Consider the following 23268-nt stretch of genomic DNA (forward strand, 5'->3'; position numbering starts at 1 on the left):
GAGCTCACCAGCGACGGAACGACCGCCACCGGCGAGTTCTCCCAGGTGGGCACTTTCAACGAGCAGGTCTGAGCACTTTCAACGAACGTCATCAGCCTGGACATGACTCGCTTCCCAACCACCGACCATCTGGCCTCCTGGGCACGCTTCGCCCCACGACGAAGGAATCAGCCGACCGCAAGAAAGGCGGGAGCGCCACCTGCCACGGCACCCCCTACCGGGCCCGGGGTCCTGGGCGAAGCCGGGGTCTCGGCTGGCAAGACCAACACCTTCCTCGGCAAACGTCACCGCCGCATCGCCCGCCGCCGCAGCAAGAAGAGAGCCATCGTCGCCGCCGGCCGCTCCATCCTCACCGTCATCTGGCACCCGCTGTCCGACCCCGACGCTCACGTCATCGACCTGGGCGCCGACTTCTACGACACCCGCATCTGCCCCGAACGCAAGAGGCGCAACCATGTCCGCCAACTCGATGCCCTCGGCTACTGGGTCATCTTGGAACCTGCGGCCTAACCGGCTGACCTGCCCACCAGCCTCGGGGCACCGAACACGCCGGGGCTTGCTACCGCGTTTCCTACTTACGCTCCAATTTTCGGATCAGAAGTCGCGCTCCACGACGCAATCGTCCCGTGCGTTCTCCGGCACCATGCGAGACGCTGCATGCTGGAATCTGGAGATTTGATTCTCGGAGGCCAACGTGACCGGGTTACTGTCGGTGGTCCTAGCATCGGGGCTGGCGTGGCTGATCGGCAGCCAGATCACCTACCGCTGGGACGACGTCAAACGACGGCGAGAGCTCGATCTTGCTGCAGTCGAGAGCTTCTATCGGGCCTACGGATCCTTCATTGAGGTCTGGCGTCTGTGGAGCGCGCACAAACGCCATCCGGCGCAGGTCACGACCCCGGACGATATGCAGTGGCAGTGCCTGCAGCGCGCGGCCGCTGTGGAGGGAAACCTGGAGGCGGCTCTGATCAAAATCGTGCTGGAGCGGCGACTCACGGAGGACGATCTGCTGCTGCTGGGCTGCTTCAGGCAGGCGTACCAGTCACTGCGGGAAAACGTTCGCGCTGACCGTGAACTGCGCTGGTATGCCAGCGAAAAAGACTACGAGGCTCATCGCCGATACCGGGCGTTCAAGGCACTCGCCGTCTATTCGGCTGATCTCCTTCAAAGCAACAGGACAAGGTGGTTAATCGGAAAGCGGCGCACGGACATTCCCTCGGGGCGGGAGAGCATCGGCTTCCTGCTGGCGGCGACCGACGTGGCCAGGACGTACGACTGGCTAGAGACAGCCGAGCGCGTACTCGACATCGAGTCTCTGGCACCGCGCCGCGCTGGCGTCCAGTCATAATCCGTGGGTCATGGGCTCAATCCCCCGTTGCGCTCCCCAATACCGCGTTTGACCTCAAGCTGCATGCGCTGGTCGTGATCGAGCACGGCACCTGACGACTACACCTGGCCGGAGCTGTCGCGCACCCGCCCGGGGGGCGTGGATGGTGCAGCAGGCCCGCAGCCTGGTCATGGAGTTGGGTAACCGCATCGCCCGGTTGCGGTTCTTGATCCACGATCGAAACCGGCTCTTCGCCTCCGCCTTTCGGCAGGTTTTCTCAGCCGAAGGGCTTCAGAAGCTAACCACCCTGCCCCGGACGCCGAGGATGAACACCATCTACGAGCGGGTCATCGGCACCCTGCAACGCGAGCTTCTGGACCGGATCCTGGTCCTCAGCAGACGCCCAACTTAGTGAGCGATCGCTCAAACAACTTGACTAGTCACTCAAATCGAACTGCCTGGGTTCAGCGCGTCCAGCGAACCCACAGGTCAGACGCCATGACTGAATGTTCGACCCCACAGGCGCAGGCCGTCGAGCTGTCCTTCGTTAACGCCTGGCACGTCCGCGAGTTGCCCGTCTCACGCCCCGGACCCAGCCCGACCCGGACAAGCGGCGCAGGCACGAGGCCGCGATCATCCGTGTCCTGAACTAGTGCGCAAGCTAACGGGACAGGCTCGGCTACTGAGTGGGCTCCCACAACCACGTGGGCGTCCAGCAGTACCGTCCCGCGAGTCTGTACCCGAGCGGCGCGAGCAGCACGCGGATGCTCTCCTGTTGCTCGTCCGAGGCGGCCTCGACCGCCACGAGGGGTCTGTCGCGGGTGAGCAGACCCAGTCCCGACCTCAGGATCTCAGCTCCGAGGCCTTCGGCGTCCACCTTCACGACGGCTATGTCGCCGACATCGGCCAGCGCCCGGTCGAGGCGGACCGCCGGGGTCGGGCCGCCCACGGTGACCCCGTACATGCCGGAGTTCGTCCTGGCGCCGCCGGGCCGGGGACGCCACGGCAGCGGGACGAGGGAGACCCGCTCCGCGTCCGGGTGGATGGCGATGGGCAGGGCGGTCACCCGGTCCTCGACGTCTGCCGCGCGAACGTTGGCGAGCATGCCCGCATGGCTGACCGGGTTCGGTTCGATGGCCACGACCCGGTCGGCCGGGCATTCCAGCGCGAAATACAGCGTGTGGTTGCCGTAGTGGGCTCCGACGTCCACGTACGTGCCGGTGCGGCGCCGGGAGCGGATAGCGTCCAGCAGGTCGTGTTCGTAGTACGTGCCCGAACGCTGGATCGCGAGCGTGATGTGATCATGTTCGGGAAGCATGAGCCGGGTACGCGCGGCCGGACCCCGGACCGGGACCTGGACCAGCCCGACTAAGGGGTCGGGGACCCGGTGCAGGATCCACGTCCCGGCCTGGCGTGCCGTCCTCGTCATCTCCGCGCGGAACGCGGCATCGCCGACGGAGCGGGCGTAGATGGAATCGCCGGACAGGCCGGGGATGCCGGTCAGCCAGCCGCGCCCGTGCGCCAGGCACGTGAACGGCACCCGCTGGTGCTGCCCCGCGATCGCGAAGAAGAGGTCGGCCATGTTCGGGGCGGGGAAGTCGGCCGACCGGATCCGCAGGGTGGAGGCGTGGTACCCGGCTGCTCCGGTGCCGAGCAGATGCACCGGCGTGTCCGTTTCCAGTTCGCCCGAGAAATGATGCACTCGCCTGGACCTGTGGTAGTCGGTGACAGGCTCCTTCATGGTGGCTCCGTGGAAGCCGACCACAGAGCGCCGACCGTACAGGTCGATGGCAGCGAGGATCCTGCCCACGTAGTCGGGTGGGTAGCGGATGTCGTCGTCGCAGAGCACCACGTAGCCGGACGCCTGCTCGGCCCAGAAGAACTTGCCCGCGTCTCCCCTGTCGCCGTGCTCCTGGCTGGTAGCGACGCTGATGCGGGGGTGGTCGAGGAACGGCGGGACGGCCGGGTAGTCGTTGAGGTAGACGCCGATGCGGGTGGCCTGGGGAAGCAGGCGTTCGACCACCTCGGCGAGGCCGCTCTCGCGCTGGGGCACGCTGGCCACGGCGACGAGGACGTCCGGTTCGGCGCCCGCCAGCCGCGCCGCCTCGTGCTCCCCTCCGGCGAAGCGCACGGTCCGCATCGGCTTGTGGCGTCTGGCCTGCGGGTTCATGAGCGACGGACTGTGGTCGTGCACGGTCAGCGACTCCGAGGTCCGGTACATCCGCAGGCCGAGCCGGTGCAGGCGGACGCTGATCTGCGCGCCCACGCCGGAGCCGAGCAGCGGGTCGCGGGTCCAGCGCTGGACGGGGATCGGGCTGAGCCTCCAATCCAGGGCGTCGAAAAGGTGGCGCTCACAGAGGAATGCGGTCAGGTCGAGCCAGCCGCAGCACACGACCTCGCCGACGGGACGGTCGCGCACGCGGGTCCATCCCGAGCGCCCGCCCGCCGCCACGTGCTCGTCCAGATGCAGGAACAGGGACACCTTCCCGTCGTCCGGGATCTCGTTCCACAGCCGGGCGCTCAGCGTGGGGAATCCCTCGCACAAGCGCATGTCGTCCTGGAGCACGTAGAACCGGTCGGCGGTGGTGTCACGCAGGTCGGCGAGTATCCAGTTCCAGAACCGCCACCAGTCGTGCTTGCCGTGGCGCTGCTCCGCCTTGGCGTAGCGCCAGCCCTGGGCGGCCAGGCGGCGCCGCTGGTGCGCGTAGTCGGCCGCGCTCCCGTCGTCGTAGACGCGGACGTCCAGGCCACCGCCCGGCCACTCGCGCTCGATGTCGTCGAGCAGCCGCCCGAGCTGTTCCGGCCGTTCGCACGTGGTGATCACCACGCAGGTGCCCGGCCGAACGGCGCCGAGGAACTCGGCGGGCAGATCCGACCGCTCGGCGGGCCGCCACCACGCCCCTGACACCCTTCTGGGACTGGTGTTGCCAGGATGAGTGGTCGCCACGTACATGCCGGGCGCGTCCAGCGCGTGCACCCGAGGGCGGCCCTGCCACAGGAACACAGTGTCCGAGCCCACCTGGATCTCGGGAAACGGGTGTTCGGCCCAGAAGTCCTTGCGGAAGCACATGGTGCCGCCCGCCACCCAGGGGCGGGTCCGCGAGGGCGGGTAGCGGTAGCGCCAGACGGCTTCGGAGGAGAGGTCGAAGAAGCACATCTCGCTGAGGCCGCACACGTCGGCTCCGGTACGGATCAACGCCTCCACCTGCCGGCTGAGCCGCCACGGCGCCGACCAGTCGTCGTCGTCCCAGTTCGCGATCAACTCTCCCCTGGCCATACGGCAGCCCAGGTTGCGCTTGGCGCCCAGCGTCGAGGTGGGCCGGATCCGCTCGTACCTGATGGCGGGGTGGTCGGGCACGAGGTCTGCGACCGTGTCCGTCCCGTCGTCGAGCACCAGCAGCTCCCTGTCCGGGTAGTCCTGGCACAGGAACTGCTGGATCGCCAGGGGCACGAACCGGCGGCGGTCGCGGGTGGGCATGAAGCACGTGACCAGCGGTGCCTCGCTCATCGGGAGTCACCGGCGAGGTAGTGCGCGGCCCTGTCGCCGCCCTCGGCGGCCAGTCGTTTCATCGCCTTTCTGCCCTCCTCCCTGCCCAGCAGGTCGAGCGCGGCGGCGCGGTAGAAGGCGGCGCGCTCATCCCGCGGCGCCAGGCTCACGGCGGCCTCCAGCGCCTTCAGCGCGGCGGCCGGGTCGGCGAGACCCAGGTGCACGACGCCGAGGTCAACGAGCGTCTCGGGCCGGTCGGGGTCGACGGCGAGCGCGCGCCGCAGCTCGGCCAGCGCCTCCGCGTGCCTGCCCCGCGCCACCAGCGTCGTGGCCAGGTGCCTCCTGACCTCCGCGTCCGCCGGCTCGGCCGCCAGCGACTCCCTGAACGCGTCCTCGGCCGATCCCAGGTCCGAGCGCATGAACAACACCATCCCGAGCTGCGCCCAGGCCCGCGCGGAGCCGGGGTCGAGGCGTACGGCACGGCGCAGCAGCCCGGCCCCCTCGTCCAGCCGCCGCTGGGCGGCCACCACGGTGCCGAGCGAGACGATCAGGTCCGCGTTGCGCGCGTCGATCTCCAGCGCGGTGCGCCAGGCTCCCTCGGCGGCCGCCAGGTCACCGAGGGCTACCAGCACGATCGCCAGGCTGTCCCAGGCCGGAACGCTGGTGCGGTCGAGCTTGACGGCCTCGCCGAGCATCGCGGCCCCGGCCTCCAGGTCGCCGAGCACGGCCAGCGTGTTGCCGAGGTTGACCCTGGTGGTCGCGCACGAAGGATCGGCGGCCGCCGCCCGCTCGTACAGGGCGCGCGCCGCGGCGTGGTCGCCGCGCTGGGCGCGGGCGAAGCCGAGGTTGTTCAGCGCGCAGGGGTTGTCCGGGTCGAGGCCGAGCGCGGCCTCGTACGCGGCCACCGCCGCGTCCAGGTCGCCCGCGCAGTGCAGCAGCGCGCCCCGGTCGTTGTGCTCGCGGGCCGACCGCGGGCCGTTGCGCTCCAGGTACGTCCTGGGACCGTCGGTGTGCATCCTTGCCCGCCCTTCTCAGGCGATCTTCTTGACGAGCCCTCTGAGCAGGGCGGTCGTGTCGATCTCCGGGTACTGGAACTCGATGTCGGACAACGCGATGTCGAACGCCTTGCCCTCCTCGTAGTGCAGCGGCAGCTTCAGCCCGAACGTCAGGTCCGAGCCGTACTGGACCGAGGCCAGTTGCCAGCGCTGGTCGTACAGCGTCTCGGTGCCGACGACGTAGTCCACCGTGACCTTGGCGAAGCCGGTGACGTCGAAGGTGAACGACGGTTTGGCGGACGCGCCGACCCAGGCGTCGATGACCAGGCCGCTGGAGGGCGTCCAGTTGACCTGGAGGTCGCTCTCCAGCGCGCCCTGGATGCCGAGCGCGCCGCCCACCTTCAGCCCCGCGGTGGCGCTCACCAGCGGGATGCCCGCGCCGACGCCGCCGGTGACGAACAGCCCCAGGCCCGCGTGGGCCGGGATGGACATCTTGGCGGCCCCGGTGACCTTGGTCGCAGCCTCGTCGCCGGGGTCGTAGGTGACGCCCAGCTCGGCCTTGGTCAGCTTGCCCGGCCCGATGCCCGCCTGGGCGTCCAGGCCGCCGCCCACGGTGGCGAAGACGCCCACCCGCTGGCCCAGGACGGTTAAGCCGACGATCGGGATGTCGATGTTGATGGTGAAGATGTTCTTGGTGAGATTCTTCTTGGGGAACAGCTCCAGCTCCGACGGCAGGCCCACCTTGCCGGTGACGACGACGCCGCCGTCGGGCTTGATCCGCAGGCCCACCGTGCCCTGCAGCCAGGGGGCCAGCTTGACGTTGACTAGGCCGCCGCCGTACGCGGTGAGCCTGTCCCCGGCCGTGCCCGTGGGCTTGCCGTCGTCGCCGATGCGCTGGTTGGTGGCGCCGAGGGTGAGCGAGCCCTGGAGCATGCCCTTGGCGTAGCCGAGGGTGCCCTCGATCTGGAATGCGCCGTCGTCGTATTTGCCGGTCACCGTCCCGGCGACGCCTGGAATATCCGTCTCGGCGGAGATGTCGCCGCCGAGCGCCCACGCGCCGTCCTCCTTCTGGCGCAGCGAGGCTTCCAGGGTGCCGCCCTTGATGCCGGGGATGTCCTCGGACAACTTGAGCGAGCCCGCGATCAGCAGCCCTTTGTCCTTTTCGTACGTGACGGCGAGGTCACCCCGGTCGACGCCCTTGATGGCGACGTCCACGCTGCCCTTGGCCTCGATGCGCTCGTTGTCGAACGCGACGTCGAGCCGCGCGCCCCTGATGCCGCTGATCTTCCCTTCCTTGATCTCCAGCCGGCCGCCACCGCCGAACGTGGGCGGCCGGTACCAGACGTTGACCGTAGCCTGGTCGAACAGCTTCGTGTCGAAGTCGAAGTCGCCTTCAAGCGCGAACTTCACCCCTTCGGCGCTCAGCTCGGCCTGGGCCCGCACGTTGCCTTCGCCGACCCGTTCGACGGCGAAGGAGACACCGCCGGTGACGCGCAGCGCCGCGTGCCCGCCGATGAACCCGCCCGCGATGGCAAGCGAGGTCCCGGTGACCGCGATCGGGCCGGAGAAGGTGAGGTCCGCGGAGGTGAACGACTTCTCCAGGTAGACGTCGTCGCCCTCGATGACCAGGTCGATCCCGACGTTCATGATCGGCGGGATCGTGGGCAGGACCTTGCCCCTGAGGTAGAGGCCGACCGGGTCGCGCAGCTCGGCGACCTCGATCTTCACGGGGCTCAGGCCGCGTACCCCGAACTTGCGCAGCTTCGACTCGATGTTCCTGCCATTCACCACCGCCGCGTGGGTGAGGCTCGGGTGCTTCTCCAGGTCCACCGTGAGCGAGGAGTCCTCGAGCAGGGGATTGCCCTCGAACACGCCGCCGGTGATGCTGCCCTTGCCGTTCTTCCAGGTGATCTCGGTGATCTTGAAACTGCTGAACAACGGCCAGGGGCCGTTGCCCTCGGGCCGGTTGGCGGCCAGGTTCCAGGGGATGGTGACGCTGCCGCCGCCCGTTCCGCTGGCGAGGATCAGCAGGGGCGAGGTGGCGGTGGGGTCGATGAGGCCGGCCTTCTTCGCCTCGTCCTCGGACATCAGCCTGAGCGACTCCAGCGGCTCGCCCGCCTCGATGTCGGCGGGCTCCCAGGAATCGTCGTCGTTCGGCTTGCGTGCCGGTGCCGCGACGACGTTGGCGATGGTTACCTCGTGGGTGGCGCGCGCGGCGCGCGCAGAGTCCGGCACCTTGTTCCCCAGGGTCTTCCTGGCTTTGTCCAGGACCCTGCTGATCTGGTCCTCGATCGCGGCGGAGATCTGGGAGCCCGTTTCCTGGTTGATGCGGGCGTCGAGCAGCCACATGTTGGCGATCTCGTCCTCGCCGGCGAGCTGCATCTCCTGCTTGTGGTCCACATCGAAGTAGTGGGGTTTCCCGGATTTATCCCATTCGGGGCGGATGATGCGGTTGAGGAGGGCGGCCCTGCTGCCCAGCACGTATCCGGTGCCGCGGGTGTAGGCGAAGAAGTACATGCGCTTGTCACCGACGTGGATCGCTTTGGAGGACTCCAACTGCGCCACCAGCTTCGGCCTCATGCCCGGCTTCACCTTCCTCGCCCACTCCGCGGTCTGGTCGGTGTTGCGTTTTCCCGTCTTGGGGATGTCGAGGCCGGTCTTCCGCTTGGTGAAGTCGTACTTCCATTCGGGGATCGCCACCTTGTTCAGGACGATCTTCATTCCCTTGATCGAGCCCGCGTCGCCGTCCCCCTCGTCCGGCGCGGACCGGCCCTTCGCCGCCTTCGCCCGCCGTACCGGGTGCGGCTCCCGCTCGTGGCTCGCGCCGGGATCGGTCGGGGTGGGGACGGTGGCGCCCTCCGCCAGGCGGTGCACGGGGCTGTCCCGGTCGTCGCCGCGCTGCTGGGCCACATGCGCGGCCTCATGCGCCATCAGGCCCAGGTCCTGGTCCGACTCCCCCTGGCCGAGGAAGATGTCGTCGCCCTGGGTGAAGGCCCGGGCGTCTATGGCCTGCGCCGCCCGTACGGCGGTCGCGTCGTCGTGGATCCTGGCGTCGCTCAGGTCGGCGCCGGTGCGCTGCTCGATGGCCGCGCGCATCGCGGGCGCCATGGGCCGTCCCCGCCCTCGGTCGTCCAGGGCCTTCCGCACCTGGTCCTCGGCGCCTCCGCCGACCTGGCTGCCGGGCTCCTTCGCCGTCCGCACCTCGGTCATGGGGTCACGCATCGGCTCCATGGCCCGTGTGACAGGGGTCGCCTTCCTGCCCGACACCACGTCTTCGGCGACGGCCTCGGCCTCGCGTTCGTGCTTGTCGCCCGGCTCGCTCATGCTGATCGCGCGCCTGGCCGGCATGCCAACCCTGGGCTCGGTCCCGTCGCGTACGGGTCCGGGTCCGGCCTGTTTGGCGACCTCGGCGGGCTGTCCGGACCGGGGCTGCGGTGCGCCCTTCTTCGTGGCGGGCTTCCTGGCGTGGCTCACGGCAGCGCCTCCAGCAGATCCTGGACCCCGCCTGACCGTCCGGACAGGCCCGAGGAGTCGAGCGGGGACACCGCGCCCGCCTTGCCGTACTCGGTGGCGATGGCCTGCTCCAGATGCCCGGCGCGCACCACGCCGTCCGCGTCGAGCGCGAGGAGCGCCGCCTGCAGTGCCGCGTTGCGGATCTGCCCGCCGGTCAGCGGGCAGCGTGCGGCGAGGTGGTCCAGCAGGTCGGGCGGCACCTCGTGCACGCGCGGCAGATGGTGGCGCCAGATCCGCGCCCGCTCGGCCGGGCCCGGCTCGACGAAGTCCACCACGACGTCCATCCGCCGCTGGAACGCGCGGTCCACGTTCGCGACGGCGTTCGTGGTCACCACGACGATCCCCTGGTACACCTCCAGCCGTTGCAGCAGGTAGTTCGTCTCCAGGTTGGCGAAGCGGTCGTTGGCCGAACGCACCTCGGTACGCGCGCCGAGCAACGCGTCGCCCTCGTCGATCAGCAGCACGACGTCGAGCTCCTCGACCCTGGACAGCACGCGGTGCAGGTTCTTCTCGGTCTCGCCCACGTACTTGTCGACTACGGCCGCCAGATCCACCCGGTACACGTCCATGCCGAGCCGGTGGGCCAGCACGCGGGCGGCCAGCGTCTTCCCGGTGCCGCTCGGCCCCGTGAACAACGCCCGCACTCCCCCGCCCGTGTCCTCGCCGAACGCCGGGCCCAGCAGGTCGAGAACGCGTTCGCGGTGCCGGCAGCGGCGTTCCAGATCCAGCAGCTTGGCCCCGGCCACCTCGGTGACGACCAGCCGGTCCCGGCCACCGGCGGGTTCGAGCCGGGTCGCGAGCGTGTCCAACCGCTGGCGGTTGAGCGTCCTGCTCGCGTCGCGCACGTCGGCGGGCGTCACCGACTCCCGGCCGTCCAGGGCGGCGATGGCGGCGGCGGTCTCGGCGGTCCGGCGGATGTCGGCGGGCGGCAGCCGTACCTGGTCGCTGATGGCTTCGAGGTCGCCGCACCGGTGGCCGTTCATCGCCCGGCGCCAGTGTCCGAGGCGGTCGGCGGCGCTCGGACGGGGGATCTCGATCGTGACCGCGCGGGCCACGGCCGGGCCGCGCAGCCCTCCCTCTCGCCCCAGGACCAGCAGCAGCGGGCCCGCGTAGCCGGGCAGCGCGGGGACGTCGGCGGCCTGGCCCGGGTACAGGTCGTACACGAGGACAGGGATCGCGTGCAGCGCCGTGGCCAGCGGGCCGATCCGCGGCCAGCCATACTCGCCCGTGACCTGCTCGGCCGTGACCTCCAGCGTGCCGCGGCCGAGCGCGCCCGCCACCGCCCTCGCCACGCGGCGGCGGTCGCTGCCCCGCATGCCGCGCAGCACCACGGCGCTCGCCTCGCCCGCGGCCAGCAGCGGCGGCACCTGCGGCAACCAGTCCGCGACCCGCGCTCCCACCAGCAGTTCCGCGATCGGCTCGGCCTCTCTTCGGGGGATGTGCAGGAGGCCGGGGGCCAGCGCGGGCTCGCCATCGCCGCGCAGCACCTCCCACAGATCGGGCGCCACGCGCAGGATCCAGGACGCGCGCGGCGCCTCTCGGTTCGCCACCTCGACCAGCCCATGCCTGATGAGAACCGCCCCCGGCGAACCGCTCACGGCGTTCACCGTGTCCAGGCACGGCCGCCGCTCGGCCGACGGCGCCTGCAGATCCGCGAACACGTGCCCGAACCTCGGATCCTCCTCCACCAGACCGCACACCATGAGCGCCAGCCGCGCACCCGGATCGAGCCCACCGTTCCTGGCCAGCGCGAGCAGCGGCAACGCCGACTCGCCCCCCTCCGGGACCGCCGACTCCCACGCCGGCAGCTCGCCGTCCCACCAGGCCGGGGCCTGCTCCCACCCGAGCTCTTCCGGCAGCCAGGGCGCCACGGCCTCCAGATGACGGCGCAGGAACGGATACCGCCCGAACGCCGAGTCCAGGCCCTCCACGCGCCTCAGGTGGTCGATCAGGCGGTAGGCGGCGGCGTGGTAATGGAGTGCGAAGTGCTCTCTCGCCGTCGGCGGGACTCCCTCGAAAGCTGACATTCCCGTACGCCTCCCTAACCCGCGAACTTGAAGGCCACCACCCTGCCGAGCACCGGCACCCAGCCGGGATCGGCGTCCAGACCGACCAGGCGCACGCGGATCGACACGGCGGTGAGCGGCATGGTGAGGTCGACGTGGGAGGTGGTGATGCTGAGGTGTCCTGGGCGGCGCAGCAGCTCGCCGGCGACCTCCTGCGGTTCCACCGCGAGCACGTCCGCGAGTCCGCCCAGGACGGTGGGGATCGTCACGCGCGGGGACCGCGACCCCCGGGCGCGCAGGGCGCGCAGCGAGGCCCACAGGGGGTCGCGTGCCTCGGTTCTGTCCGGGGGTGGGGTTGCGGCGAGAATGCCTCGGGCCAGGGCCTCCACCAGGGGCCAACCGGGGTCGCCGCGCCAGCCGGCCGCGAACCTTTCGTGCAGGTGCGGGCGGGTGAACAGGTTGATCAGGTAGAGGGCGCCCGCCAGGCCCGTGGTGGTGTCGCGAGCGGCACGCGGGAGCGGGGCGTCGGCACGGTCGGGGGCGTCTGCGCTCGCTGCTTCCATCGCCCGCGGGTGCTCGGCCGCCGGTGCCCTTCCGTTCGAAGGGGCCCGGCGGGATGTTCCCGGCGTGCGGCCGGCGTGCCTGTCGGCGCGAGTGGCAAAGGCGCGTCCGCTGCCGGGACCACCGCCGAGACCGCCCTCACGACCGCCACCGGGACCGCCGTCGGGATGGCCGTCGGTGCCGCCTGGACCGGCCCTCAGCCCCAAGCCACGGCCCTGCCTCGAACCGGAATCGGGACCACTACCGGGACCACCGCCGAGATCGCCACCAGGACCGCCAGCAGGGCCGGCCCTCGACCCCAAGCTGCGGCCCAGAGCGGGACCGGAGCCGGAGCTGATGCCGGGATCGAGACCGGAGGCGGGACCGGGATCGGGGCCACTGCCGGGGGCGGGGTTAGGGTCGGGGGCGTTGCCGCGCGCTGGCGGGTTCGAGGTCGTGTCGGGTGGCGGTGGTCCGGGAGGCGTGCTGGTCGAGGGCGAGCCGGAGTGGACCCCCACAGCATGCCGATGCCGGTCCGGCGCTTCGTCCTGGACCGGCGCGCCGGACAGGCGGGAGGCGACCGCCTCGGGAAAGGACGGCGACCGCCCGAGCTCGGGCCGCTCAGCCAGCACCAGCGAGACCCCCAGCAACGCCGTCCGCCCAGGCCCCAGACCCGCCACGGCCCGGCCCGCGCGAGGCGGACACCATACGTCCCAGGCTTCCAGCACCCCGTCGAGCACGCCCGTCGCGCAGACATCGCTCACCGTGGCCAGAACGGGGACGGCACGTCCCAGCCGGGCCAGCAACCGGAGCACGTGAGGGACGATCCGCGGATCGGCGGCGAGCACCGCGTCCGTCGATTGCGTCCCGCCGTGCCCCGCGGCCGCCTCCCGCCACCACCACCGGTCCCACGCCACGCCCTCGGCGACGTCGATGAGAAGACCGGCGACCAGTTCCGCCGTGTCGGCGAAGACGACGGCGGGCGCGGCGGCGGGGACCGGTTCGCGCAGCGGCGCCGCGGCCCGCGCGAGCAGGGCGTCGAGCGCGTCCCGGCAGTCCCGCTCCCAGTCGGCCGGGGGGATGAGCGACCACGGGCGCGGGCTCATGGAGCGCGCCACGGTCAGGGATCTCACGACCAGGATCGCGCTGGGCGGCAGCGCGGCGGGGACGAGGTCGGCGGCGGCCACCAGCCGTCCCGTCGCCCGCGCGCGCCAGGCGTCTGCCGGTGGCGCCGAGACCCGCAGGACGCCCACCGTGGTCCCCGTCATCGGGGCGGCCTCGGGAGGTGTTCCAGGCCGCCCACCCACGTGACGGTGATCTCGTCGGCGACGGCGGTCAGGACGATCGCGAAGTTTCCCGGCATGAGGACCCGGCCACCGACGCGGCGTAACCCGAAGTCGCGGTGCTCGCCGGGTGCCACGCCGAAGAGCGTGGCACCCGGGAGCGGACCGCCGTCGTCGTCGGTCAGGACCAGCAGCGGCCTGAGGCGGTCCGGGGTGACCTCAAACCGGAGGCTGACGTCGGCGGCCCGGTCAAGCTGCGAGGTGAGCCTGAAGCGCATCGCCGTGACGGCCGGACCCAACGGGCCCGTCAGCAACGGCGTGATCGCCTCCAGCACGAGTACACCCTTGAGCGGCGGCTGCCCGGGGATGACGATCACGGGTACGGAGTCCGTGCCGCGCCCGCTTGTCACCGTCAGCGTGCACGTGCGTCCCTCCTCCGGCACGTCCAGCTTCGGCGGCACCGTGACCAGCAGCTTCCTGTCCGTGGAGCCGTCAGCGGGCATGGCCTCGGTGCCGTCGAGGGAGACCGGCGGCCTTCTGGCGAACCAGTCGAAGCGGCGGCCCCTGATCTGGATGGACTGGCCGGTACGCAGTGGGCCGGAGGGGTGGATGGCCAGGATCTCCGGCCCCTCGTCCCCGTCGGGCAGGTCCGCCGAGGCGAACACCAGGTAAGAGGCCGCCCCCGCCTGCTGGTTCTCCCTGACCTCGTACAGGTAGAGGGCCGGGTCGTGCCTCAGGTCCAGAGGCGGGCAGGTCAGCGACTCGCGCAGGAGCCGTTCGACCGCACCAGCCGAGATCGTCACGGGCGGGCGGACGCGGATGCCGTCGAAGAACGTGTCCGAGGCCGGGACAAGGCCCGCCGCGGGCAGGTATCGGAAGTGGTCCCGCGCCCGTATCGGGCCGGTCAGCTCGTACAGGTGCTGGTGGAACTGGAGGAAGACGGCTTCGCTCACCGCGGCGCGCGCCGCGCCGATCAGGGAGGTCCAGGGCGGCGACGGAATCCGCTCGTGTACGGGGGCGCGTCTGACCGCCCACCGGTCGACCACGTCCACCGAGCCGCCCGCCCAGGTGAACACGGCGAGCGCCACGTCCGACGGGGTGAGTCTGCCTTCCGAGCGGAGGCGGTCCAGGGCCGATGGGCCGGTTCCCGCGCCCAGGGGGTCGGCGATCACGTTCCGGGCGGCGACCGTGCCCAGGAACAGGTGGGCCAGCACGTTGCGCAGCAGCGCATCGCCGCCGGTGAGCGCCGTCATGTCCACCACGTCCAGGCCGCCGGCCGCGGCGAGGCCCGCCACGTCCACCGCCAGCAGGTGGAACGACAACCCCGCCACCTGGTACCTGGGGCCGCAGTCGCGGGCCACGCCGCCCGCGTCGTAGGCCACTCGGGGCGCCTGGCCGCGCCCGCCCGACGCCGGGCTCACCGCGAGCACGTACACGCCCTGGCCGGGCACCGCCATGGGCGTTTCCGGGCCGGCGCAGTCGGTGAAGTCTGCCTGCCCGCACGGTCCACCCGCCGCGGGCGTCACCGGGCGTGAGAGCGGCACCCTGACGCGGTCGGCCGCGAGCTCGATCACGTCGCCCGCGGCGGTTACCGCCAGGCCCGCGGTGATCTCCAGTGAGCGGCCGTCGGCTCCCCTGGCGACGGTGAAGCCCGAGACCACGCCGGGGCCGGCCGCCCTGCCGAGCCTGCGGTGGCGGGCCGCCTCGGCCGCCTGCTGGTCCCTGAGGTCCTCCGCCGTCAGCACCCGGCCGTTGAAGAAGTCGACGGCGGCGATCCCGCCGTCCAGGTAGGAGGCGCCGAGCAGGACGTCCACCATGGTTGCCCCCTATCCGATCTTGCCGGGGCCGCGGAAGAACGCGACCACGGTCCCCTCGGGCGCCTGGCCGAGCAGCGTGATCCGATTCGTGGTGAAGTACTTCAGCGCGTCGGTCGAGTTCCCCTCACCCACGTCCAGGAGCATGCGCGCGAGGGAGAATTTGAACCTCAGGAGCTCGTCCTCTTCCAAGAGGGTGACCTCGAAGGTGTTCCTCCGGCCACCGGGAGCGATTTTGCTGACCCCGACCGTGAGCAGGAACGGGTCGCTTCCGGTCTCGCGTTGAACCTCCAGCGCCTCACGCAGGTTCGTCACCGCGATCTTGTTGCCCGGCGCGTCTATGTTGAACCAGAGCTCGTACTTGCCCGTATCGAGTCTCGTGATGGTGACGAAGGGTAACACCGGTCCCAGTACCCGTCCCGGACGCCAGACGCGCCCGCCCCACGTCAGGAAGTCGCCCGGCTGCGGAGCGACGGCGCTCACCGGCCTGCCCTGCAGGCCCGCCACGACGGGATCGGGGTACGTGCCCGTCAGGTCGCCGCCTGCCGGGCCCCGCACGTTCTGGAGCTGGCTGAGCGTGACGGCGTCCTGGGGGTCGGTGGCGTCGGCCAGGTCGGTCAGGCGATGGCCGCCCGCCAGCAGAGGGCCGCCGAGCGCCCTGCTGGCGTCGGCCAGGAAGTACTGCTGGTGGTCGTCGGCGTCCAGCCCGGTGAGGTCGTGGTGCGCGGTGACGCCTCGTGGCGGGTCCTCCGCCCGCCAGCGGTCGCCCGAGCGGGTCAGCACCTGCCCCTGCTGGGGCGCGGGCGTGTCCACGTCGGTGAGGTCGTCGAGCGCGAACAGCTCGCGTTCCGTGGCCTCGCTGGCCTGCAGCCTGATCAGCCATTCCTGCAGGAAGCGGGTGCTGAGCACGATGGGGCGGTCCGCGTCGTCCTTGGCAGGCGGGCCGTCCAGCAGCAACCGGTTCCCATCGCCCGCGGCAGCGATGCGCAGGTTCAGGCGGCCCAGCGGCACGCAGTCGGACCCTGGCGCGGGCAGGCACGGCTCGCCCGCGGCGATCTCGGGACGGTCCTCGACCGCCCACTGGCGGATTCCGTCCCTGATGTCGCCCAGGTCCGGCGGCGAGCCGGGGATCGAGGGAATGGACGTCGCGTCGGGCAGCACCAGGCCGTCGACGGCCGTCTCCAGCCTGCCGCCCGCGACCTCGCCCACCGGGGCGGGCGGCTGGAGCGACAGCGACAGCTCGAAGGTGTCGCTGATCCGCGAGGCCACCATGTTCTCCTGCGACGTCCGGCACGGCTCCACCGCGATGGGCACGGTGTCGGTGGGGCATTCGCGGTGGCACAGGAGGATGTGCAGCTCCAGCGGCGCGGGCAGGGGCGCGGCGCCGAGCGCGGTACGCACCTCCTCCTGATGGGCGTCGAGCCAGGCCCCGAGGTCGGCGCACTGGGCCGAAGGCACGCACACCAGGCGCCCCGCCGGGTCGGCGGCCAGGCCGGGCAGCACGGTGACCTGGTTGCCTTCGAGCGCGATGCCGAGCCCCGCGACCGTGCCGTACCCGTGCAGCGCCCGCACGCCGAGATCGTCGCGTTCTCGCAGGTGGAACTGGTCCTGGCGGAACTCGTCCTCGCCCATGACCAGGCCGAGCGAGTAGTTCACCCGTTTGCGCACGTCCAAGCGCGGACCCGGACCGAAGTCACTCACCGCTCGTCTCCTTCCCTGCCACGCCGTCCCGCCCCACAACGAAGCGGTCCCCCACCTCCCAGGGCGCCGCGCCCGTGAGGAAACCCGCTCCCAGGCGGCCGCGTCCCAGCACGACCGCGGCGAAGCGGCTGCCCTGGCTGACGACCGTCTCCAGCCCCACCCGTGCCCCGCCGACCGTGAACGCCGCCCAGTACGCCTTCACCCGGTACGCGGTGTGCGCCGGCCGCTCGGCGCGCACGACGCGTTCCACGAGGCCGAGCCTGCGTTCCAGGGCGCTGTCGTTCTCGTCGAGCCGGACCGGGACCAGCACGGTGAACCGGTGGGCGCGGCGCGCGGCGGGCAGCACGATCGCGACGAACTGCGTCCAGTCCCGCAGCGCGTCCGGCTGTTCCGGTGGACCTTCGGGCAGCTCCATCTGGTCGAAGTCCGTGACCTGGTGGGCACCCGACAGGTTCCACGCGGCGTTGAGCCGTTCCGGTCGGCCATAGCGCTGCCGCAGGAACGCGCGGAACGGGCCCGTGTCGGCCGCCGTCACGTCGGCGGGTGACCGTGGGGTGCGGAAATCCTCGACGACGCGGACGGAGAAGCCTCCCCCGTCGTCATCGTCGCGCAGGAACAGGGAGTCGTCCGGGCACTCGTCGATCGCCAGCCGCACCGCGCGCACGAGCCCGCCCGACGTGCCGGTCCTGCCGAACATACGTACCGCGTGCCGTATGAACAGCCGCCGCCTGGCCTCCTCCCAGTCCGGATCGAGAACCCCGCCGACCCACGAGGCCAGCCAGGGCAGGAACTCGGCGGGCACGGTACGCACGTCGAACAGCGCCTGCGCAGTCTCGATCAGCCCTTCGACCGTGGTGTTCACGCCTTCGGGGTTGGCCAGATAGCGGTCGAGGAACGAGGCCGAGTACTCGTCCTCCTGGTAGGCGTCGGGCAGGTATTCGCGCAGGTAGGAAAAGCGAGGGTAGTGGATCCTGAGCGCGCCCAGGCGGGGCGAGGATCTGCCGTTGCCGCGCAGCGTCAGCCTGAGCTGCAGGTGGCGGCCCTTGGCCCGCTGGAACAGCAGCTCCCACGTGCCCGCTCCTTCTGGGGCGTTCTCCGGGGGGAAGGGCCGGTGCCAGGCCAGCTCCGAACCCGAGGCCCGCAGGTACGGCGCGGGCTCGTCGTTCCACGGCTGACCGGCCAGCAGGCCGGGCTCGTCGGCCGCCCGGCTCTCCACGGCAAGGCCGGTCCCCAGCGGCAGGCACCCGTCGATCGTGAGCCGGTGCCACACGCAGCCCGGCTCTCCCCCGTCGAACGAGCCGGGGATAAGCGTCCCCTCCCGCTCGTACCTGTTGCCGTGCCTGGCCACCAGCGGAAGCCACCGGTCGCCCATGTCGTAGTAGACCGACTCACCGAACGTGACGATGGCCTTGCCAGTGAACATCCTGATCGGCACGTAGTCGCCGGTGAACGTGATCTCGTCCGGGGTGACCCGATAGGAGAACGCCTGGTTGCCCTGCGCGTCCACCAGCACCAGCAGGCCGGGCCCGGGCAGGAAGGCCAGGTCGTGGGCCGGGCCGCGCAGCTCGCCCGCGTCGAGCGGGAACGGGATCTCCTCGTGACCGCGCATCCTGATCACCCTGGCGGGTCCGGCCGGGCCCTGCCGGTCGAGCACGAGGACCGTGCCGTCGGGCAGCGCCTCCACCGAGATCGGGTCGGCGGCGGTCACGATCATCGGTGCGGCCGGCCCGATCGCATCGGGCGGTGCGGGCGCTCCCGCGACGGGGCCGAAGTCCGTGTGGTGCGCCACCGGCACGCCAGGCGGGCGCAGGTAGCGGTCGACCAGCCACAGGCGGGCCCGACCCGGCAGCGACGGCGCGCGGTCCAGGATCCACGCCCCGCCGCCCGGCGCGGGTGCCATGTCCACGGGGTCGAGCCCGTCCGGCCACAGAACGGGCACTGGCGGCCCGCCACCGTGCAGGTCGAACACGAGGATCCCGCCGAACGCCGGCACACCGACGATCAGGTAGTGATGCTCGGTGACCACCAGCCCGGCGAGGGTGAGCGGCGACGGCGGCCCGGGCGGCGTCCTGTCCTGGAACTCCCCGGGGGCGGGCGGTTCCGCGGGGTCCTCTCGCGGCCAGTAGCGGGTGGAGGTGACCTCACCGGCGGGGACGAGGCGGATGTCGGTGCGTTCCGGGCCGATGAAGAACCAGTCGCCGTACCGGTCGGGCGCGGCGCCGCGGCGGCCGGCGGGCGTCAGGTCGCGGCTGCCCTTCGGCGGCGGGAACCTGCGCAGGGCGGAGCGCAGCGTGAGCCCGCCCTCGCTCCACTGCAGGCCGTGCTCCCGCAGGCCGGTGCCGTCGGCGGGCGCCCAGTCCGCCTCGGCCAGCAGGAGGTGGAACCTCGTGCCGTTCACGTCCACGCCGTCGTCCCTCCCTTCAGCACTCGCCCGGCTCGACCGGGACCGGCAGCGGCGTGGGGCCCGCCGCGGGCGGCTCGCCGCCCGCGGGCGGCGGATCGCCCGGCCCCGCCGCCACCGCCGCTAGGCGCGGCAGGCACAGCCCCGACAGCTCCACCCGATCCCGTACGGGACCATCGGGCCCGAAGAGCAGCACGTCGTTGACCTTGCCGACCCCGTCCACGCGGTTGGCCTGGGCCCACAGTTCCAGCCGCTCGACGTTGGTCGACAGCGGCCACCCGGCGCCGGCCGGGCCGCCTTCCAGTGCGGACAGGAAGTGGCGGATCCTGTCAGTCACGGCGTCCCTGACCCCGGCGACGTCGCGGCCCGGCATGACGTCGAACCCGACGGACACGCTCACCGGCACGTACTCCGGCCCCCTGACGCGCACCTCGGTCGTGAGCGTGCGGCGCGGTTCGAGGTGGTCGCAGACCAGGTCGAGGAAGAACCCGTCGGGTTCGGGGGTGTCGGGGTGCGCCTGGTCGTACCGCGGGATCACCATCACGGTGACCACTCCGGGCGTGGCCACGTCGGGCAGCTCGGGCAGGAACAGCGGCAGCACCTCGACCCTGCCCATGTCCACGCCGGGCGTCTCCCCCGCGATGTCGGCGAAGTCGCGGGCGGTGACGGCCCTGTCGCGGTGGCGCAGGAAGCCCGGGATCGCGCGTTCGCCCTCGCGCACGGAGGCCGGATCGTCGCCTCCCCACGTGCCGACCGGGTTGACGACCCGCACGCCCGCGGGCAGCGCCGGGCCCCTGGTGATGGCCCCGGGGGCGACCAGGCCCGTCCGGCCGCCGCCGTGGTCGTAACCCGCCTCGATCAGCCCGCCCGCCGGCGGCCTGGCCCCGTGCAGGCCGTCGCCGAACGTGATCGTTCCGGACTCCCTGTCGAGGGTGTAGGCGCGGACCACGATCCTGCCCGCCCCGCCGTACCCGACGGGGGCGCGTTCCGCCTCGCCGATCCTGGACTCGGGCCCGGCGGCGAGCAGGTCGTCCACCTGCGTCCACGGTGTGCCGTCCACGGTCAGCGTCAGGGTCTCGGCGAGGACCGGGGTGGCGGCCAGGCGGTACACCTGATCGGGCTCGCCGGTGCCCCTGGCCACGATCTCGCGGGTCACGGTGGCCCGCTGGCGTACGGTGGCCGCGTTCACACCCAGCCAGGCCAGGCGGGCGGTGGCCTGGGGGGCGTTCGCGCCGGACGACGGGCGCACCGGGCGGATCTTGATCCAGGTGACCACGCGGTCGCCGTCCTCGCCTTCGACGGCGGGTGGGAAGTCGCCGACGCCCAGCTCGCCGGGTTCGAGGTCGTCCCAGAGGGGCAGGTCGCCCGGGAGCCTCAGCTCGACGAGGCCCGGCTCGGCCAGCACGTCGGCGGACGAGCGGGCGGGCAGCGGGCGGTAGCGGGCGACGCGCTGCGCCGGGTCCTGCGGCAGCGGCCCGACGTCGGGCGTCTGGAAGCTCAGCGTGGCGCCCTCCGAACGCACGCGCGGACCACCCGGGGGCAGGACGCGGCCCGCCGCGTCGCCCTCGGGGATCACGCCCACGGTGAGCGGCTGGCCGGCGATGGCGGCGCGGGTGGCGTCGATCAGCCGTACGTCCCTGGTCAGCAGGGCGAGCCAGAGGGTGCCGTCCACGGTGTCGGCGTTCAGGTCGAGCGTCCTGGTGAAGGCGACCTGCCTGGTCTCGTACAGGACCAGGGTGTTGCCGGGGGTTTTGAAGCTCTCGAAGAGGCGGTCGTACTGCTCGCGCACCTGGCGTTCGCGGTCGGGCGGCAGCGGCGCCTTGACGTACAGGCGGCCCTCCACGGGCAGGGCGGCCAGGCTGTTCGCGGTGCGGAACGGGATCTTGCCCGCGAGCACCTCCAGGTCCCGGTCGAGCGTGACGGACCGCAGCGGGCCGCGCAGGTTCTCGAACGCGACCATGCCCTGCGCGGCGGCGGCCGGGCGCATGGGGACGCCGAGCAGCGACAGGAACTTCAGCCGGTTGCGCTCGGGGATGAGCCTGCTGCGGTAGAGCAGGTTCTCCGTCATGAACGCGAATAACTGCAGGATCGTGATCCCGGGGTCGGACTCGTTGTGGTTGGTCCACTCGGGGTTGTGCACCCGGATGCGGGCCACCACCTCGTCAAGAATCTCCTGGTACGTCCGACGGTCGATCTCCGGCACCCGCAGCGGCATCCCGGCCTCCCTAACCCGCAAGCCGGACCGTCAGGCCCAGCCGCCCGGTCTCCTGGGTGACCACGAGCTCGTACTCGATGGTCACCGTCGCCTCCGCCGGGTCCTCGGCCGCCTCCACGACCACCCGGGTGACCGAGATCCGGCCCTCCCAGCGGCTCAGCGCGTGCGTGATCCGCTCGCGCATCAGCCGGTGCGTGGTCGGGACGTTCGGCTCGAACAGGAACCCGCCGAGACCCGCGCCGAACGCGGGCCGCATCAGGCGCTCCCCCGGGGCGGTCATGAGGATCAGCCGGATGGATTCGCGGATGTTCTCACTGCCTGCCGACCAGGCCAGCCGGCCATCGGCGCCGATCGCCGGCGGGAAGGCGACGCCCTGCCCGAGCAGCCTGCCTTCGTCGTTCATTCGGCCTCCACGGTCGGCAGGCAGATCTTGAAGAACGGGAGCCACCAGAACACGATGTTCAGCAGCCCCACAATGATCATCAGGAGGATGAGAGCGCAGATCGTGATGATGGGGATGGACAACTGGCACACCATCCCCAGGCTCACCTGGGGCGCGTCCGGGACGTTGCCGGAGTCGAGGTCGGCCAGCCTGACGTTCTGGATGCGTTCGAGCTGGGCGCGGAGCTGGCGGGAGACGGTGACGGCGACGCTCTTGGGGTGTTTGCGCAGTCCCGCCAGGCTGACGTCGCCGGGGGTCGGGATGCGGGTACTGCGGTAGGGGGCGTCGGGGTCGTGGAACGGGGCGAGCGTGAACGGCTGGGACGGTGGGCTCAGGGTCAGGCGGTCGGGGCAGCGCGGTCTTTCGTACGCGCAACGCAGGACGTACACGCCTGGGCCCTGGAGGTCTGATACGGCGGCCGCCTCCCGGGCCGTCGCGGGGACGGCCTCGGTGAAGGCTGCGGCGGCCTCGGTGAAGAAGGTCGTCTGGGCGGGATCGACCTGGGTAGGGCCCGGCGGTCCCGGCAGTTCCACGCCGAGCGCGGCGATCGCGGCCTCGATGGCGGCCCCGCTCATGCCCGCCACCGGCGGCGGCTCGGCTCCCCCCGAGGCTGCCGCGTCCGATGCGGCGCCTGTGCCCGGGGTGTCGGCCGTCTTGAGCGCGTCCAGCCACGTCCTGCCGGTGGCGAACCCGTCCTTCTTCATGAGCCGGGCGAGCAGCGCCGCCTGCCGCGTCCCGAGCCCGGAGTCCGCCGCCCTCACCTTCGGCAGCTGCTCTTTCAGCCAGGCCCCCAGCTCGATCAGGGCGAAGAACAGCGACTCCCTGCGCTGCCCCGCCGCCCCGTGCCCCTGGCTCGCGGCGGCACGCAACGCCTGCAGCCCGCCCACCACCGCCATGAGCGGGCCGAGCCGTGTGTCCGTGACCGCGCCCATGGGATCGCCCGGCCGTGGCGCGGCGGGCGGCCTGGCCCGTCCACCCTCGTACGCCTCCCGCGCCGACACCGGAACCAGCCCCGCCAGCAGCCGCCGCGGCCCCGAGACCTCCTGGTAGGTGATGGCGAACAGCGGCAACCGCTGCTCCGACTCGGCCAGCCCTCCCACGGGGGCCGGGCGCCACGAGCCCCCCTGCCCCTCGGGCACCCAGGCCAGTTCCGTGCCGCCCGCCGCCTGCCGGCGCAGCACGAAGAACGCCGACTCCCGCTTCGAGGCGTCGATCCGCTTGTCCGGGTACCAGAGACGCGGGCACACCAGCGCCGCCGCCACCAGGTAGAACCGGCCGTGCACCGGCTGGTACAGCTTGAGCCGCCCGCCGGGGGCCGGTCCCCGCCACGTCTCGTTGGCCGCCACGAGGTCGCGCAGCCCACCACCGCCTTCCGCCAGCGTCTCGTGCAGCCGCTCCATGAAGTCGTCGCCCGCGAAGCGGAGTATGGCGGGCCCCGCCTGGCCGGAGAGATCGGGCCACAGCGCCGCGGCGGTCCGCCACAGCGGGATGCCGGTGTGGGGCGGCCCGGCGCTCACCGGCGCTGCGGACACGGTCGCTTTCAT

At 71.9% G+C, this 23268-nt stretch carries 14 protein-coding genes; 3 read left to right on the forward strand and 11 right to left on the reverse strand.

Going from position 1 to position 23268, the window contains the following annotated elements; translation table 11 throughout:
* Positions 1 to 102 precede the first annotated feature (102 nt).
* The 3 genes from AB0L65_RS59345 (at position 103) to AB0L65_RS59355 (ending at position 1739) form a co-directional block, all read left to right on the forward strand.
* Complete coding sequence (locus AB0L65_RS59345) at positions 103 to 510, forward strand: hypothetical protein (RefSeq protein WP_364265855.1); 408 nt, start codon at positions 103 to 105, stop codon at positions 508 to 510.
* Positions 511 to 694: 184 nt separating this feature from the next.
* Complete coding sequence (locus AB0L65_RS59350) at positions 695 to 1348, forward strand: hypothetical protein (protein ID WP_364265856.1); 654 nt, start codon at positions 695 to 697, stop codon at positions 1346 to 1348.
* Between the two features lie 142 nt (positions 1349 to 1490).
* A complete protein-coding gene (locus AB0L65_RS59355) occupies positions 1491 to 1739 on the forward strand; it encodes a hypothetical protein (protein ID WP_364265858.1) in 249 nt (82 codons plus the stop codon).
* Between the two features lie 267 nt (positions 1740 to 2006).
* Here AB0L65_RS59355 and AB0L65_RS59360 read toward each other — a convergent pair whose 3' ends face one another.
* From AB0L65_RS59360 to AB0L65_RS59410, 11 genes are read right to left on the reverse strand one after another with little or no spacing between them, the layout of a single operon-like run.
* On the reverse strand, positions 2007 to 4835 hold the full coding sequence (locus AB0L65_RS59360) for an FkbM family methyltransferase (protein WP_364265860.1): 2829 nt from the start codon (positions 4833 to 4835) through the stop codon (positions 2007 to 2009).
* The gene (locus AB0L65_RS59365) at positions 4832 to 5830 is read right to left on the reverse strand and encodes a tetratricopeptide repeat protein (RefSeq protein ID WP_364265862.1); all 999 of its coding nucleotides are present in this window, start codon (positions 5828 to 5830) and stop codon (positions 4832 to 4834) included. Before AB0L65_RS59365 ends, AB0L65_RS59360 begins: the two co-directional genes overlap by 4 nt.
* Before the next feature lie 15 nt (positions 5831 to 5845).
* Positions 5846 to 9283: a DUF4157 domain-containing protein gene (locus AB0L65_RS59370; protein ID WP_364265864.1), complete on the reverse strand. Its 3438-nt coding sequence runs from the start codon at positions 9281 to 9283 to the stop codon at positions 5846 to 5848.
* Positions 9280 to 11349: an ATP-binding protein gene (locus tag AB0L65_RS59375; RefSeq protein WP_364265866.1), complete on the reverse strand. Its 2070-nt coding sequence runs from the start codon at positions 11347 to 11349 to the stop codon at positions 9280 to 9282. Before AB0L65_RS59375 ends, AB0L65_RS59370 begins: the two co-directional genes overlap by 4 nt.
* Before the next feature lie 14 nt (positions 11350 to 11363).
* Positions 11364 to 13136 carry a hypothetical protein gene (locus AB0L65_RS59380; protein WP_364265868.1) on the reverse strand — a complete coding sequence of 591 codons (1773 nt, stop codon included), beginning with the start codon at positions 13134 to 13136 and terminating at the stop codon, positions 11364 to 11366.
* Positions 13133 to 14968, reverse strand: a complete 1836-nt coding sequence (locus AB0L65_RS59385) for a hypothetical protein (RefSeq protein WP_364265870.1) — start codon at positions 14966 to 14968, stop codon at positions 13133 to 13135. Before AB0L65_RS59385 ends, AB0L65_RS59380 begins: the two co-directional genes overlap by 4 nt.
* Before the next feature lie 9 nt (positions 14969 to 14977).
* Positions 14978 to 16666, reverse strand: a complete 1689-nt coding sequence (locus AB0L65_RS59390; protein WP_364265872.1) for a hypothetical protein — start codon at positions 16664 to 16666, stop codon at positions 14978 to 14980.
* Positions 16659 to 19070, reverse strand: coding sequence for a phage tail protein (locus tag AB0L65_RS59395; RefSeq protein ID WP_364265874.1), 2412 nt, complete (start codon positions 19068 to 19070; stop codon positions 16659 to 16661). Before AB0L65_RS59395 ends, AB0L65_RS59390 begins: the two co-directional genes overlap by 8 nt.
* A 16-nt stretch (positions 19071 to 19086) precedes the next feature.
* The gene (locus AB0L65_RS59400; RefSeq protein ID WP_364265878.1) at positions 19087 to 21282 is read right to left on the reverse strand and encodes a hypothetical protein; all 2196 of its coding nucleotides are present in this window, start codon (positions 21280 to 21282) and stop codon (positions 19087 to 19089) included.
* Between the two features lie 10 nt (positions 21283 to 21292).
* Positions 21293 to 21685, reverse strand: a complete 393-nt coding sequence (locus AB0L65_RS59405) for a GPW/gp25 family protein (protein WP_364265880.1) — start codon at positions 21683 to 21685, stop codon at positions 21293 to 21295.
* Positions 21682 to 23268, reverse strand: coding sequence for a hypothetical protein (locus AB0L65_RS59410; RefSeq protein WP_364265882.1), 1587 nt, complete (start codon positions 23266 to 23268; stop codon positions 21682 to 21684). The genes AB0L65_RS59405 and AB0L65_RS59410 overlap by 4 nt, the downstream gene beginning before the upstream one ends.

Origin of the sequence: Nonomuraea sp. NPDC052116 (genome assembly GCF_040680035.1) — a bacterium.
GTDB classification, from domain to species: Bacteria; Actinomycetota; Actinomycetes; order Streptosporangiales; family Streptosporangiaceae; genus Nonomuraea; species Nonomuraea angiospora_A.

What these genes read in the sequence shown, in the direction of transcription:
- AB0L65_RS59345 (WP_364265855.1), top strand. Translation starts at nt 103, where the DNA reads ATGACTCGCTTCCCAACCACCGACCATCTGGCCTCCTGGGCACGCTTC.
- AB0L65_RS59355 (WP_364265858.1), top strand. Translation starts at nt 1,491, where the DNA reads ATGGTGCAGCAGGCCCGCAGCCTGGTCATGGAGTTGGGTAACCGCATC.
- AB0L65_RS59360 (WP_364265860.1), bottom strand. Translation starts at nt 4,835, where the DNA reads ATGAGCGAGGCACCGCTGGTCACGTGCTTCATGCCCACCCGCGACCGC.
- AB0L65_RS59365 (WP_364265862.1), bottom strand. Translation starts at nt 5,830, where the DNA reads ATGCACACCGACGGTCCCAGGACGTACCTGGAGCGCAACGGCCCGCGG.
- AB0L65_RS59375 (WP_364265866.1), bottom strand. Translation starts at nt 11,349, where the DNA reads ATGTCAGCTTTCGAGGGAGTCCCGCCGACGGCGAGAGAGCACTTCGCA.
- AB0L65_RS59380 (WP_364265868.1), bottom strand. Translation starts at nt 13,136, where the DNA reads ATGACGGGGACCACGGTGGGCGTCCTGCGGGTCTCGGCGCCACCGGCA.
- AB0L65_RS59385 (WP_364265870.1), bottom strand. Translation starts at nt 14,968, where the DNA reads ATGGTGGACGTCCTGCTCGGCGCCTCCTACCTGGACGGCGGGATCGCC.
- AB0L65_RS59400 (WP_364265878.1), bottom strand. Translation starts at nt 21,282, where the DNA reads ATGCCGCTGCGGGTGCCGGAGATCGACCGTCGGACGTACCAGGAGATT.
- AB0L65_RS59405 (WP_364265880.1), bottom strand. Translation starts at nt 21,685, where the DNA reads ATGAACGACGAAGGCAGGCTGCTCGGGCAGGGCGTCGCCTTCCCGCCG.
- AB0L65_RS59410 (WP_364265882.1), bottom strand. Translation starts at nt 23,268, where the DNA reads ATGAAAGCGACCGTGTCCGCAGCGCCGGTGAGCGCCGGGCCGCCCCAC.